Origin of the sequence: Wolbachia endosymbiont (group A) of Pipizella viduata (genome assembly GCF_964028555.1) — a bacterium.
In the GTDB taxonomy this organism is placed as follows: Bacteria; Pseudomonadota; Alphaproteobacteria; order Rickettsiales; family Anaplasmataceae; genus Wolbachia.
The window spans coordinates 576,899-591,446 of record NZ_OZ034787.1; the positions used below are offsets into that span (position 1 = coordinate 576,899).

The 14,548-nt window shown below is 35.0% G+C and carries 14 protein-coding genes and 2 tRNA genes; 5 read left to right on the forward strand and 11 right to left on the reverse strand.

Annotation, left to right across the window (positions count from 1 at the left end):
* Positions 1-25: 25 nt before the first annotated feature.
* Together nuoF and ABWU50_RS02640 are read right to left on the reverse strand one after the other, a co-directional pair.
* Complete coding sequence (gene nuoF / locus ABWU50_RS02635) at positions 26-1,279, reverse strand: NADH-quinone oxidoreductase subunit NuoF (RefSeq protein ID WP_353276167.1); 1,254 nt, start codon at positions 1,277-1,279, stop codon at positions 26-28.
* Between the two features lie 19 nt (positions 1,280-1,298).
* Positions 1,299-1,371, reverse strand: a tRNA-Lys gene (locus ABWU50_RS02640).
* Positions 1,372-1,805: 434 nt separating this feature from the next.
* Between ABWU50_RS02640 and ABWU50_RS02645 the strand changes: the two genes are divergently transcribed.
* From ABWU50_RS02645 to ABWU50_RS02655, 3 genes are all read left to right on the forward strand, one after another.
* Positions 1,806-1,881: transfer RNA gene (locus ABWU50_RS02645), tRNA-Ala, on the forward strand.
* 198 nt (positions 1,882-2,079) lie between these two features.
* On the forward strand, positions 2,080-3,603 hold the full coding sequence (locus tag ABWU50_RS02650; protein WP_353276168.1) for a magnesium transporter MgtE N-terminal domain-containing protein: 1,524 nt from the start codon (positions 2,080-2,082) through the stop codon (positions 3,601-3,603).
* An 86-nt stretch (positions 3,604-3,689) separates the two neighbouring features.
* Positions 3,690-4,082 (forward strand): hypothetical protein, encoded by a 393-nt coding sequence (locus ABWU50_RS02655; RefSeq protein ID WP_353276169.1) that lies wholly within the window; start codon positions 3,690-3,692, stop codon positions 4,080-4,082.
* A gap of 74 nt (positions 4,083-4,156) precedes the next feature.
* Here ABWU50_RS02655 and ccmE read toward each other — a convergent pair whose 3' ends face one another.
* From ccmE to ABWU50_RS02700, 9 genes are all read right to left on the reverse strand, one after another.
* The gene (gene ccmE, locus ABWU50_RS02660; RefSeq protein ID WP_353276170.1) at positions 4,157-4,549 is read right to left on the reverse strand and encodes a cytochrome c maturation protein CcmE; all 393 of its coding nucleotides are present in this window, start codon (positions 4,547-4,549) and stop codon (positions 4,157-4,159) included.
* Positions 4,533-4,670: a hypothetical protein gene (locus ABWU50_RS02665; RefSeq protein WP_182158513.1), complete on the reverse strand. Its 138-nt coding sequence runs from the start codon at positions 4,668-4,670 to the stop codon at positions 4,533-4,535. Before ABWU50_RS02665 ends, ccmE begins: the two co-directional genes overlap by 17 nt.
* A complete protein-coding gene (locus ABWU50_RS02670; protein ID WP_353276171.1) occupies positions 4,667-5,389 on the reverse strand; it encodes a biotin--[acetyl-CoA-carboxylase] ligase in 723 nt (240 codons plus the stop codon). The genes ABWU50_RS02665 and ABWU50_RS02670 overlap by 4 nt, the downstream gene beginning before the upstream one ends.
* Before the next feature lie 17 nt (positions 5,390-5,406).
* Positions 5,407-6,771 carry an NADH-quinone oxidoreductase subunit N gene (locus ABWU50_RS02675; RefSeq protein ID WP_353276172.1) on the reverse strand — a complete coding sequence of 455 codons (1,365 nt, stop codon included), beginning with the start codon at positions 6,769-6,771 and terminating at the stop codon, positions 5,407-5,409.
* Entirely contained in the window at positions 6,768-8,210 is a 1,443-nt protein-coding gene (locus ABWU50_RS02680) for a NuoM family protein (RefSeq protein ID WP_353276173.1), read from the reverse strand. Before ABWU50_RS02680 ends, ABWU50_RS02675 begins: the two co-directional genes overlap by 4 nt.
* 3 nt (positions 8,211-8,213) lie before the next feature.
* Positions 8,214-10,061 (reverse strand): NADH-quinone oxidoreductase subunit L, encoded by a 1,848-nt coding sequence (nuoL, locus tag ABWU50_RS02685; RefSeq protein WP_353276174.1) that lies wholly within the window; start codon positions 10,059-10,061, stop codon positions 8,214-8,216.
* 4 nt (positions 10,062-10,065) lie between these two features.
* On the reverse strand, positions 10,066-10,374 hold the full coding sequence (nuoK, locus tag ABWU50_RS02690; RefSeq protein ID WP_019236815.1) for an NADH-quinone oxidoreductase subunit NuoK: 309 nt from the start codon (positions 10,372-10,374) through the stop codon (positions 10,066-10,068).
* The gene (locus ABWU50_RS02695; RefSeq protein WP_353276175.1) at positions 10,365-10,952 is read right to left on the reverse strand and encodes an NADH-quinone oxidoreductase subunit J; all 588 of its coding nucleotides are present in this window, start codon (positions 10,950-10,952) and stop codon (positions 10,365-10,367) included. Before ABWU50_RS02695 ends, nuoK begins: the two co-directional genes overlap by 10 nt.
* A gap of 73 nt (positions 10,953-11,025) precedes the next feature.
* Entirely contained in the window at positions 11,026-11,772 is a 747-nt protein-coding gene (locus ABWU50_RS02700) for a hypothetical protein (RefSeq protein ID WP_353276177.1), read from the reverse strand.
* Between the two features lie 196 nt (positions 11,773-11,968).
* Between ABWU50_RS02700 and ABWU50_RS02705 the strand changes: the two genes are divergently transcribed.
* Together ABWU50_RS02705 and ABWU50_RS02710 are read left to right on the forward strand one after the other, a co-directional pair.
* The gene (locus ABWU50_RS02705) at positions 11,969-12,409 is read left to right on the forward strand and encodes a hypothetical protein (RefSeq protein ID WP_353276179.1); all 441 of its coding nucleotides are present in this window, start codon (positions 11,969-11,971) and stop codon (positions 12,407-12,409) included.
* A 122-nt stretch (positions 12,410-12,531) separates the two neighbouring features.
* Complete coding sequence (locus ABWU50_RS02710; RefSeq protein WP_353276181.1) at positions 12,532-14,445, forward strand: ATP-dependent helicase; 1,914 nt, start codon at positions 12,532-12,534, stop codon at positions 14,443-14,445.
* Positions 14,446-14,548: the final 103 nt, after the last annotated feature.

A 14,548-nucleotide genomic window follows, 5' to 3' on the forward strand; every position in this document is an offset into this window, starting at 1 on the left:
GACGGCTTAAGAAGTATAAGTAGAGTTAAATTATCGCTCTCTCTTTGATAACATGGCGAAAATGTCTTATTAATCCTTGAATCGGCCAAGCTGCAGCATCACCAAGCGCGCAAATTGTATGTCCTTCTATTTGAGTTGTAAGGTCAAGCAGCTTATCTATTTCATCAGGCTTAATATCTCCTGCCACCATCCTCTTCATAATCCTCCACATCCATCCAGTACCTTCACGGCATGGTGTGCATTGTCCACAGGACTCATGCATGTAAAAGTGTGATAACCTCTCTATTGCAGCTATTATATCAGTTGATTTATCCATCACTATTACAGCAGCAGTACCAAGCCCTGATTGTGCGGTTCTTAATGAATCAAAATCCATTTCAATAGTATCGCATATAGATTTTGGAATTAATGGCACTGAAGACCCACCAGGTATTACAGCAAGTAAATTATCCCAACCCTCTCGCACTCCACCTGCGTATTTTTCAATCAATTCACGTAGTGGAATTCCGAGCTCTTCTTCAACATTACACGGGTTGTTTACATGTCCTGAAATACAAAAAATCTTAGTACCAGTATTATTTGGTTTACCAAGAGATGCAAACCATTCTCCTCCGCGATTTAGAATATCTGGAACCATGGCTATAGTTTCAACGTTGTTTATTGTGGTTGGACAGCCAAAAAGTCCAACACCTGCGGGAAATGGAGGTTTCATGCGAGGAAAGCCCTTTTTTCCTTCAATTGATTCGAGTTGAGCTGTTTCTTCCCCACATATGTAAGCTCCTGCACCCCTATGGATAAACACATCAAGATCATAACCTGATTTGCAGGCATTTTTTCCAATTAAGTTTTCTTTATAGGCTTCCTCAAGTGCTTTTTTTAGAACTAAATATTCATTATAAAATTCACCCCTGATATAAATATACGCAACTGATGCGCTGATCGCTTTGCCGGCTAGGAGAATTCCCTCAAGTAACTTATGTGGCTCATATCGCAATATATCTCTATCTTTACATGTACCAGGTTCTGACTCATCTGCATTGACTACTAAATATGCTTTTGGGAGATTTTTGGGCATAAAGCTCCACTTAAGGCCGGTGGAAAATCCTGCACCCCCTCGACCTCTCAAACCAGATTTCTTTACTTCATCAATGATCTTTTCTGATCCTAAATCTAGTAACTCCTTTGTTTTTTGCCAGCTACCACGTTTTTTTGCACCCTTAAGTAGTGGAGTTTCTTTACCATTTAGGTTGGTGAATATTTTGTCTTGTTCTTTTAGCATGTTTTTCAAAATTTGTGAGTGATCCCGACGCGATTCGAACGCGTGACCCACTGATTAAAAGTCAGTTGCTCTACCGGCTGAGCTACGGGATCATTTCATTTTTCAGCTATACTAAACATCAATACAGTTTTTATCCGTTTTAATCAAACTAAAATTTTCATGTGTGGTTAAATAAATTATATAATATACTGCGTTAGTGATAATTTAGTTAAAAAATCTATGGATAATTTAAAAAATTTTTAAAGGAAAACTTCTTGTTAATTTTCAGTTCACAGATTTATTTGGATGGTGTGAAGTATAACGCTAAGGAGATAAGAAAAATAGAAAACTGTATATACCCTGCAGAATTTGTGCACTATTATAATGCTTAGCAATAGCCTATAGCTAACACGTCATACCGCCGCGGCGCTAACAGGTAGCGGAATGACGGTTTTTCAAATTGTCAGTAAATCTAAGTTAGTTTAGCTATAACAGATAAATATTTCTTGCATTTCAGCCTGAGTGATTTATGCTTTAAGCAAGAATTGGGGGCATAGCTCAGCTGGTAGAGCATCTGTTTTGCACGCAGAAGGTCAGCGGTTCGATCCCGCTTGCCTCCACCAATATAGGTTCTAGTATATCATAAAGTCAGCTTATTTTAGCCCATTAGTATTTTATACTAGTTCCCTAAAAAATCCCTCTTTCTGTAACTTTTCTTTATGCAAGTAATGTTTGTTATTATAATTCTAATATATACCAATTTAATAATAAATTAATCAATAAATGTTAGAATACTAACAGTTAATTTATTGGTAATGCCTATGAGTGGAAAAAAGCATGTTTTTAAGATGGTACCTGGAAAGTCTCTTGTGATAAGCGAAGGAATGACATGCTATGCAGGCAAAAATGTTCGTTTAGGAACCTCTTTTTCTGGCAGAGATAATGCTGATGTGAGTAGAACATACAAAATTGCTAAACTTGCTTTTATACCGCTGAATGATAAAAGTGAAGAGGTGCTAACACTAAACGTAAACTTCTGTCAATTTCATAACGGAATGTATACTTGTCTTAATGAATCGGGACAAAGTCTGAACGCTAATAACTGGTATAACCGAGATGCCACTAATAATTCTCTTATATACCTTAATGATCAGCTAGTAAACGTAGTAACTAGTGTAGGAGATAACAGTGGAAGGTACAGTAGTGTGGGTTTTCTTGCACAAGCTGTATCGTATCAATACGTAACGCGAGACGAAAGTGGTAAATACTATTTCTCAGATAAAAAAGGAAATATTATCGATTCACCTTACAATACAGCGCTGCAAAAAAACGTAGCACCTTGTAATGCAGGGGAAATAAAGGAAATAGTGAATAATATGTTACTTGATATACCTATTCAACTGCAAAAAATAATTTTTGAACTGAATTCAAATCAACTCCAGATTTTAGCACAGAATTTAACGAATGAGCAGCTGCAAAAAATAATTCCTGAACTAAATTCAAACCAGTTGCAGGTCTTAGCAGAGAACTTAACAGATGGACAATTCCAAGCTTTAGTGGATCATCTAACCAACCACCAATTACAAACCCTCGTTCAGGAACTAAATCCAGAAAAATTACAAATAATAGTTCCTCTTTTAGATAAAAATCAGCTTACAAAACTAGTGGAAAACCTAAATCTAGACCAAGTAAAACAAATTTTCCCTCACCTTAAAATGGGTCAGTTCATGGAGGTTATCAAGACAATAAGCAATGATCAGTTTGTAGAATTAATAAAAGATGCAGATGAGAAAATTTTAAACACTCTTTTTGATGAAGCGTTGAAAGATCGACTTCCAATTCTAGTACACAATTTAGAAGGAGATAGATTACATGATTTAATTAATAAGCTAGACCACAAAAAACTTGCAATAGTAGCTCGAGATTTAACTGATCCTAATAAGATTCAGATGATTATTAAGTCTTTAGTTGATAACCCAGACAAACTTCAAGCTTTTGCTCGCAATATGTCTAATGAGCAATTTAAGGAACTTTTGGATAACGTAGGTGCAGAAGAGCTTAAAGACATCATTCACAAGCTGCCTTATGAGAAAGTGATAGCTGTGATTGGTGATCTTGGCAATCAAGATCAGTCTAAAGTTATCATTGATGCATTAAAAGGGAAACTTGAAGAGCAAAATGAGAAGCTAAAAGGGGTTTATGAGAAGCTAGAAGAACTTCTACCGCCACCTGTGTACAGCGAAGCGTTGGAAAGTTTGCGTTCATCACCCCGTATTTTCCAAGATACTAACACTGAATTTATAGCAGTTGAAGAATACGCTTACCATGAATCTGAGTACTTGTAAGCCAGTGCTTACGAGTTTGGAAAAAGGTTGTCTGATGCGCGTAGCAGCTAGTTTAAATTATTAATAATGTTATGGAGGTAACTCATATGAGAACAGATAAAAGTCTACAAAACAATGTACAAGGTTTTGCAACAGAAAATAATGAGCAAAAAGTTAATACCATTGGGCCTTTCAAGCTAAAAAGCCAGGGGAAAGACTTCACGGAGCAACAACTAGCAAAAACTATAGTAGGTGCTCATGCTCAAAATGCTATTGATGAGATGGTCGATAGTATAAATCAAAACCTCATTAATAAGTTAAATACGATATTAACAGATGAAGAGAAAAAAGTTACAAAACTAATTAAAGATGTTGGTGATCAAGAGAGTGGTTTAGTAAAAGATCTCAGTGATTTAAAACAAGCTTTAGACGATATTGCTCCTCCACCAGCAGCTCCTCCATTACTCCATATTACTGGGGAAGAAAACGGATTGCTTTAATAAAAAAGGTAATAGCTTGCTAGCAGGCTGTTACTCTCTCTACATACTATTTCAATATAGCCAGGTTAAGGAATCTATTTTAAGACTTTCGGCATATAGTTCTCATCATGTTTTGCAAACACCGTATCTGCAAGAAAGGTATTATTATCAAACATTTTACCTTGCACAACAACACCACTTTTTTCTGAAAACATTGGTGGAAGTATTCCCTGGTATTTTACCACAACGCTTTTGTTAAAATCTGTCATTTGAAAAACTACTTCGCTTTCGCTCCGTATCACGCTATTTTCAACAACCATTCCACCAACACGGATTGGCTTTTGATTATTTGGTAAAACTATTGCCTCACTTACTGTATAGAAAAATGAGATATTTTCTTTGAGCGTTGTTAAAATAAAAAAAACTGCACAACTTAAAAAGCAGAAAATTCCTGAAGTTATAAGTAATCGCTTATGTTTCTTCTTCATTATTATCTTTCAGGCTTTCTAGAATTTTTTTACTTTTAGTATAGCAAGAAATGGTAAAAATCAGTTCTCCGGTAATCAACGTAAAACTAATAAGGTAAGCAAAAATTACATATGTATTCATAATGCATTATCAATAAATAACTCACCTGCATCAAAATAAATTAAGCTTCCATCCTTTTGCTGCAACACCAATTTACCACTTTTATCTATATCAGCAAAAATTCCTTCATACAATTTGTCAGCTAACTTTACACTGATTTGCTCATTCATTTTGAATGCTTTTTTTAACCAAATTTCTCTTATAGCATAAAACCCATCAAATAGCCATTGCTTTCTTAGCTTATTAAAATTTATTATTAATTCCTTTAACAGATCCATGTTAGACACAGATTCACCGTAATTGCTAATGCACGTTGTTCCTGGAAGTGGTGCATGATTGACATTAATTCCAATTCCTATAATGAGCCAATTCGAATTGGATCTTTTTTCAAGCAATATTCCACTTATTTTCTTGCCATCGATTAGAATGTCATTTGGCCATTTATGTTGAACGTTACTGTCACTTATAAATGATAGTAACGTGTTGCCAACAGCAAGAGCAGTAACAAAAGTCAATTCTGTCAATTTGCTGACATCCGTTTCTTGGTTAATTATCAAACTCGCATAGAGATTACCCTCTGGAGAAATCCAGCTTTTTCCAGTGCGTCCCCTACCTTCTGTTTGTTTATCAGCAATAATGACAGTTTCATTTGATATTCCTTTATCAATTAAATCTAACGCTTCTTCGTTAGTGCTTGAAACTTCTTTGTAATGATGAATATGAAAGCCCTTAGGGATCACCTTGTCAGCCCTTTAGTTCAATGAGTGAGTAAAACGTACAAGAAAAGAACGAGGTTGATCAGTGAAGCCACTGAAGTGATAATGAATAGACCCTTAGAATAAGCAACCTTATTACCACTAGCTTTATCAAAATACATAACTTTCATGATATTTAAATAATAGTAGCATGATATCACACTCGCTATTACAAGGATCAAAGACAGGCTGATAAAGCCAGAATTTATTAAACTTTTGAATATAAAAAATTTAGCGATAAAACCTGCAAGTGGAGGTATTCCCGACATCGAGAGTAATAGTATAGAAAGATGGAATGCTAAAATTGGTTGCTTTTTTCCTATACCAGACAAGTTTGCGATATTGCAATCATCATCGTCAATTTGTACGAGATATGAGAATAGCCCTATGCTTGTGATGATATATATCACCAGATACATTAAGGCACTATCTGTTCCTGCTTGTGTAAAAATAGAAAGTGAAGCAAATATAAAACCAATGTGACCAATTGAACTGTAAGCAAGCAGCCTTTTTAAGTTTTGCTGACGCAAGGCCCCAAAAGCTGAGATAAGCACAGACAATGCTGAAACGTATAAGAAAATAGGCTGAACATAACTTTTTACATTTACTAACTCTTCATTCATCAATCGAATTAAAAATGTTACAAGTGCAGCTTTTGGGGCCGTAGAAAAAAACGCAGTTACTATGGTAGGTGCACCTTGATAGACATCTGGAGCCCACATATGAAAAGGAGCAATAGCAAGCTTGAAACACAAACCAATAAGGATAAAAACTAACCCAAAAACTGTTCCATAAGTTATCTGATGGTTTTGCAAGAATGAACCGAGCTCAGAGAAATTGACTTGTCCTGTATATCCATAAAGCAGCGACATTCCATATAGCATAATGCAGGAAGATAGTGCACTAAGTGTAAAATATTTCACTCCTGCTTCACATGAATAAGCTGAATCTTTATTAAAGCTCGCAAGAACATACAAAGATATACTCATCAACTCAAAAGCTAAATAAAAAGAAATCAGACTATTTGCTGAAACCAAAGTTATCATGCCAAATAGCGCAAAAAGAATCAGTATTGAAAATTCATATTTATAGTCATATTTTGATAAATTCAGCATCAAAAGTATTAAAATTCCTGTGCTGAGAATTAACCCTTGGGCTGACCTGATGTATAAATTGAGTTTTAACAACGAATTAAAGAGAAAAATTTCATTGTTTTCTGCCGAAATAATTAAAATAATCAAGGTTACCACTGTGCAGCCAAGTGCTAATAAGTTGATAGTTCGGCGGTTAAATATAATTCCAAGCAGTAGCAACACTAACGAGGAGATAATAGAGAACGTTTCCGGCAATATCTGTATATAATTCATAGCGCATTATATTTGACTAACAAATTTGCCATACATGGCTTCAAATAATTCAGTGCAAGGGTTGGGTAGAATCCAAGCAAAATAACAAACACTGCAAGCAGAATTAAGACAGAAAATTCTATGCTATCCAAGCGATTATTTAATAATTTAGAATAGCTAACCCCCCATATTATTTGCTTACATAAATTCAGCATATAAACTGCGCTTAAAATAGTGCCAAGTGCGATAAATCCTGTAAAAAACCCTATGCTCTTAAACATTCCAACCATAGCCAAAAACTCACCTATGAACCCAGATGTTCCAGGTAGCCCTATTGAAGCCATTGAAAACAAAATGAACATAAAACCAAATTTTGGCATTGTATTTACTATGCCAAAATACTTTGCAATCTCCAAAGTTCCAGTTCGAGTATATAGCATTCCAACACACAAAAATAAAGCAGCAGAAATAAGGCCATGACTAATCATTTGAAATATGCTACCCAGTACTCCTTCCTCACAAAATGAAAAGAGGCCAGCAGTAACGATCCCCATATGTGCTATTGAAGAATAAGCTATTAACTTCTTTATATCATCTTGAGCAAACGCAACTAGAGAAGCATATATCACCGCAATAATGCTCAGCACAACAACGAAATTTGAAAAATACAAACTTGCCTGAGGAAGCATTGGAATAGAAAACCTTAAAAATCCATATCCCCCCATTTTAATAAGCAAGCCAGCTAAAATCACAGACCCAGAAGTTGGTGATTGCACATGCGCATCAGGAAGCCAAGTGTGAAATGGAAACATAGGTACTTTTATTGCAAAAGAAATAAAAAATGCAATCCACAGCAATGACTGCACTTCAAGATCAAGGCTTGGCACTAATGTAGCTAATTTTTGTATACTAAACGTTCCAAAAACACTATAGATGTATACCAACCCAAGTAGAAATAATAATGAGCCAGTTAATGTATAAAGAAATAACTTAAACGTCGCATATATCCTTTGCTTCCCTCCCCAAATGCCAATAATAAAGAACATTGGTATTAAGACAGCTTCAAAAAACACATAAAAGCTTATAGCATTCAGTGAAACGAAAAACCCGACTACAAAACTCTCAAGCAGTAGAAATAATGCCATATATGGCTTGAGGGTCGTATAACTCATTTTGCAATTATAGAGCATACAAATAACAAACAAGAAGGTCGTAAGTAGAAGGAAAAGCAACGATATTCCATCCACCCCTATTCCAATATCTCTTACTGGATAGCTGACAAACTGAAAGTCCGCATTGTTATAATCAAATTCTATACAAGCTACAATGCTAAGCAAGAATGGAAGTACAGCAAAAAATAGGGCAAGGAATCTTAGGTGTATAGATTGATGATTAATCCTGATCGAGGATAAAATCAACGCTCCTATCAGTGGAAGCAAGAATATACTAAGTAACAACACCTTCTATTTAATTCCAATAATATATAAAGCACCGATTATTAAAGTAACAAACATAATAAATGCATAATCAAATATATAACCAGTTTGTAACTTTATAGAACTTTTTGAACATTCGTTAACCAACCTTACAACACCATTTGGTCCAAATGAATCAATAGCCTTAACATCAAACTTCCATAGAAGCCTAGATATAAACCTTATCGGTGCAATTATAACAAACTCATACACCTCATCAAAGTACCATTTATTCTGCAAAAACTTAAGTAAAAATTTACTCTTAATTTGCCTAATTACTTGATATTGGTAAATTAGGTACGCAAGTGCTATTCCACTTAGGCTTGCCAAGGTTGGTAGTAATTTTATAAAGAAATTATGAACTCCATGCTCATCAATCACCATTAAACTTGATTTCCAAAACGCATTACTAGTTATGTTCAAAATATTTGCTCCCCACACTCCAGAAAATACCGATCCAAAAGCAAGTATCAGTAATGGTATAAGCATAATCTTCGGTGCTTCATGTATATTAATTTTACTTTGTTTTTGGCTATGGAACACAAGAAGCAATAACCTCCAAGAGTAAAACGCTGTGAAGAATGCAACAACTAAGCTTATTACAAAAGCAAAGCTATCCGTGCTATAAGCATGTTCAATTATCAAATCCTTTGAGTAAAAACCTGCAAATGGAAATATTCCAGAAAGCGCAAGAGACCCAATCCACATGAGAGTGTAAGTGCAAGGGATTTTCTTCCAGCAATTTCCCATTTTCTGAATGTTTTGCTCATGATGCATTGCATGAATTACATTGCCAGCACCAAGAAATAGTAGAGCTTTAAAAAAAGCGTGTGTCATTAAATGAAAAATAGCAACATTGTAAGCAGAAAGCCCACATGCCATGAACATATAACCAAGTTGGCTGCAGGTTGAATAAGCAATTATTTTTTTTATATCGTTCTGAGTAATCGCAACCGTAGCTGCAAAAAAAGCAGTAAGTGCCCCAACAATAACTATTAATTCTCGTGCCACATTTGATAGCTCAAACAATGGAGAACATTTTGCTACTAAAAATATACCTGCTGTTACCATCGTTGCTGCGTGAATGAGTGCAGAAACAGGGGTTGGCCCTTCCATTGCATCTGGCAACCAAACATGTAAACCAAGCTGTGCAGATTTACCCATACAGCCAATAAAAAGTAATATGCATATTATATGAATTATTTTAAATTCATAGCAGAATGCCCTAATGTTCTGTGCGCCAAGAAGATCAGCTGTGTCAAAAACTTCAGTAAATTTCAAAGAGTGAAATGTATAATAAATGAGAAAGATCCCAATCAATAGTGCAAAGTCTCCTACCCTATTCACAACAAATGCTTTAATTGCTGCATTATTTGCAGAATATTTTTGGAACCAAAATCCTATGAGTAAATAAGAACATAGGCCAACCCCTTCCCAGCCAAAAAAAAGCTGCACGAAATTATCGCTTACAACCAGCACAATCATGCAAAACGTAAATAGCGATAGGTAAGAAAAAAACCTCGACTTCCCTTTGTCATGCTCCATATAACCGATAGAATAGAGGTGGACTACTAGTGAAACGGTGGTAATAACAATAAGCATTAAGGATGAGAGAGCATCCACACTAATTGCCCAATTTACTTTTAATACACTTAATGAAAATAGAGGAAATAAACTCAAGTGATAATTTTCAGAGAAGGTGAGAAAAACATACCAAGATAAAACTGCAGATATTCCAATCCCTGCCGTTGTAACTAACTGACTTTTTCTAAAAAGTGCTGCAAATAGCGAACCAAAGAGTGGCAAAAATACTATTAATTTCAGTATATCCATCATACTTTCATTCTTTCATTAAGTTCGCTTGTTCAACATCTATATTGCCACGACTTCTATAATATACAACCAATATTGCAAGCCCAACTCCTGACTCTGCTGCCGCAACAGTCAACACAAACATCACAAAAATTTGCCCAACTATATCATTCATAAAGGCAGAAAAAGCAACTAAATTGATGTTAATCGCCAGCAATAATATTTCTATTGATAACAGTATATTGATTATGCTCTTACGGTTAATGAAAATACCGCACACCCCAATAGTGAACAAAATAGCAGCAACTATCAAAAAATGATTTAATCCTATTTCCATTCTACTCCTTTTCCAAATTTAGCCTTAACCAATTTTACAGATGAAGATTGTGTCAATTGCTTTAATACATTCTGTTTTTTAACTCCTTTTTTCTTGTCCTGCAAAGTAAGAGCAATTGCACCAACAATTGCAACAAGCAGCAGAATACCAGAAAGATGAAAAGCGTACATGTAGTCAGTGTAGAGCAAATTACCGATAGCTTTCACGTTATTGGCATTATAGTTTATAACATTACTTATATTCAGCGTTGAGCTGCGGATTACAAAACTGATAATCAGAAAAAACACAACACATAATATAGCACCAGGAGTGAAATGCTTCGCAAAACCCTGGCGCAACCTTATGTAGTCAATATCGAGCATCATAACTACAAAGAGGAACAACACTGCAACCGCACCGATGTATACTATCAGCACCATCATAGCGATGAATTCAGCTCCAAGGAGAATAAAAAGAACTGCAGAATTAACGAAGGTGAAAATTAAAAATAATACTGCATGCACAGGATTTCCTACACTAATCACACAAACAGCAGATAAAATGCTAAGAATTGCAAAAAAATAAAAGAAAAAAGGCATTGATACTTTAACTGCAACAACAATTACTAATTTAAAGTGACTATCGTAGTAAAGTCAATATTAAATGCCTACCTTATGGATGAACTTGCGATTGTGATTTTAAACATTCGGGAGTAAGTACATTCTTAATTGCAGTACACATACTCATATCAGGATCATTTTGCTTCTCTTCACTTACTTTCTCGCAAAACTTTCCAATACCATAACCCACCAGTGCACCAACTACTGCAGCTGCAATAAACACCACAACAGCAACAATAGCAGGAGCTAAAGTGGCGGCTCCTGCAAGGTATGCTATAGCTGCTCCAATAATTGCACTACCACTTAAAGCACAACAAGTTTTATAGATACTTGTCTTGATCTTCACTTCTGTTTGTGGTTTTGAAGCTTCTTCTATCCGTTCAAGTTTTCTTGCAAGTAAACGTCTACCAATCTCCGTACCATCTGAACTACCACATTTCTCCAAAATCTTCGAAATATATTCTACATAGCTCCCAATAGATTTTATATACCCTCTTAATATGTCTATCTTACCTTCATTGACATATTTTTCAATATTATCAGGGGTAAGCTCATCAAGTATTAGCAAATAGCGGATTTCTGTTTCATTAATTGTTTCAATAAATTGCTCAGAAGGTTTCCCTACACATTTAATATACTTATCTATGATATCGGTATTTTTTTTAGATAACTCTGCAACACCTCGTCCTGATTCATATCTTTTTAATTTATGTTCGTATCTACACAGCAACATGTCCACAACAGCACTTTCCAATTCTTCAAGCGATATTTTTCCTTGGTCATCAGAGTTAGTAGGCATATTTTCTCCTATTTACTATACTTAACATACAATAATTTTAACTAATATTTTCACAATTGTCAAATTTAGGCGTCCATTTTTCTTAAAGTTCAAAGTACACAACAAAAACTTTACAGAGTGCAAGTAGTAAAATTCTTGACAATTTTAATTTATTAACGTATAATATATGTATGTTAGTAATTAATGGCGACTCAAAATGTACAACATATTTGGTTATTTCAAAAGCAACAATAGTTCTAACACACAAAGTGGTAAATTAAATAGTGAAAGTTATCAGTACACTAAAAGAGATTACATGACAATTTACTTCAATAATACACTAGCAAGTTTCAGTAGATCATTGAGAGAATTTAAAGAAAAAGCGTATGGATTTATGTATGATATCGGAACTTGGTTGAAAGAAACATATGAAAACCTCACTGAACGACCTGCAACGCATAACCACTATATCCCGCAAGAAGAATCTCCTATTAAAGTCAAAGAGATAATTGGAAAAAGAGAAGTGGAGGAACTAAACCGTACATATAAGCCATTCCAAACTCCACCTATCCACCCAACAAGCAGAAGTTCTGGTGCCAACACCTCAAATCAAGTTGTTGTTACTCAGCATACACCTGAAACTACTAAAACAAAATAGATGTAAAACCTACGTTTAAAGTACTTGAGTGAAGCATTCTTTAACTGTTCTATTCAATAAAACCTTTACAATATTTCGATCATAGGTTTAACTTTACGAAGTTATAATCTATAGAGCTGCAAATGAACGATTATCTCTCACTGCTAAATCCAGAACAACAATTAGCTGTAACTAACATAGATGGACCGGTTTTAATATTGGCAGGAGCCGGAACGGGAAAAACAAGAACGATCACTTCAAGAATAGCGCACATAATTAGAAACGGTCACGCTTATCCTGATGAAATATTAGCTGTTACATTCACAAACAAAGCAGCAAATGAGATGGTATCAAGGGTACTTGAGCTAACAGGCACAAACATACCATGGCTTGGCACTTTCCATGCAATTGCAGCAAAAATTCTACGTCATCATGCTGAAGTCGTGGGGCTAAATTCCAATTTTACAATTATTGGTGTGGATGACCAATTACAGGTAATAAAAAACATCATGAATGAAATCAGCCCTGATTACCTATCAGAAAAATGTAAGACCATTATGAATATTATTCAGCAATGGAAAGAGAAGTGTTTACTGCCATTCGAAGTGGAAGACGTTCAATCATTTAGGCCAGTGTACGTAACTGCACTCAAAGTCTATCACCAGTATCAGGAAAGGTTAAAATTCCTTAACTCTGTCGATTTTGGTGACTTATTGCTATATAACATACAACTCTTTAATCAAAAGACCGAAGTTCTGTCCTACTACCAAAACAAGTTTAAGTATGTCATGGTAGATGAGTATCAAGATACAAATGCAATACAATATCTTTGGCTAAAATACCTTGCAAAAAAGCACTCAAATATTTGCTGTGTGGGAGATGACGATCAGTCAATATACAGTTGGCGTGGTGCAGAAGTTGAAAACATTTTAAAATTTTCTGATGATTTTAAAAATGCAAAAACTGTCAAACTAGAGTATAACTATAGATCAACATCTCACATACTTGCAACTGCGTCATATGTTATCAATCACAATAAAACTCGGCTAGAAAAAAAATTGTGGACAACAAACGTTGAAGGGGAAAAGGTAAATCTAATAAAATTATGGGACGGAAAAGCTGAAGCAAGGTTCATAAGCGAACAGATATTAAAGCTCAATAAATACAGATTTAGTGACATTGCAGTGCTGGTAAGGGCCACTTTTCAAACTAGAGTTCTCGAAGAGTATTTTATAAAATATTCAATTCCCTACAAGATTATAAGTGGCGTAAAATTCTACGAACGTCAGGAAGTCAGGGATATAATTGCATATTTAAGACTTGTTACAAACAATAACGATGACTTAGCTTTTGAAAGGATCGTAAACCGGCCAAAAAGAAGCATAGGAGCTACAACTCTAAAGAAAATATACACGACTGCTCAGGATAACAAAATTTCTTTTTTTGAGGCAGCAAAAATATTAGTTAATAGTAATCAAGTAACCGAAAGAATTAAACTCTCACTAAATGATTTTTTAAATAAAATTAAAGCTTGGGAAGAAATAGTAAGCGTAAAACCACTGCATGAATTCGTTAAAATCGTAGCAAACCAATCAGGGTATATTGAAATGCTTGAAAATGAGGAGGTAACAGGCTTAGCACGAATAGAAAATGTCAAGGAGCTCATCTCATCTTTAAAAAATTTCGATAATGCCACAACTTTCTTGGAGCATATAAGTCTAGTGATGGAAGTGGATAATATGAATAACGATGACACCGTATATGTTATGACTCTTCATGCAGCCAAAGGACTTGAATTCCCGTGCGTGTTTCTACCTGGTTGGGAAGAGGGATTATTTCCTCATCAAAGATCTTTTGAAGATAAAAGTGGTAAAGCTTTAGAAGAAGAAAGGAGACTTGCATATGTTGGCATAACCAGGGCAAAGGAAAGGTTAATCATTTCATGTGCAGATAGGAGGGAAATTAACAACCAGTGGCAACCGATGCGCACTTCTCGGTTCATTAAAGAATTGCCAAGAGAAAATGTTGAGGTAATCAAGAGTAACGCCTACTGTTGAAGCTATAACTGCAGATAAACATATCTTACAAATCTGAATTACTTCAACTATATGTGTAACCAGACTGCATTCTGTGATTTTTAGCAAAACACGATCTTTCATT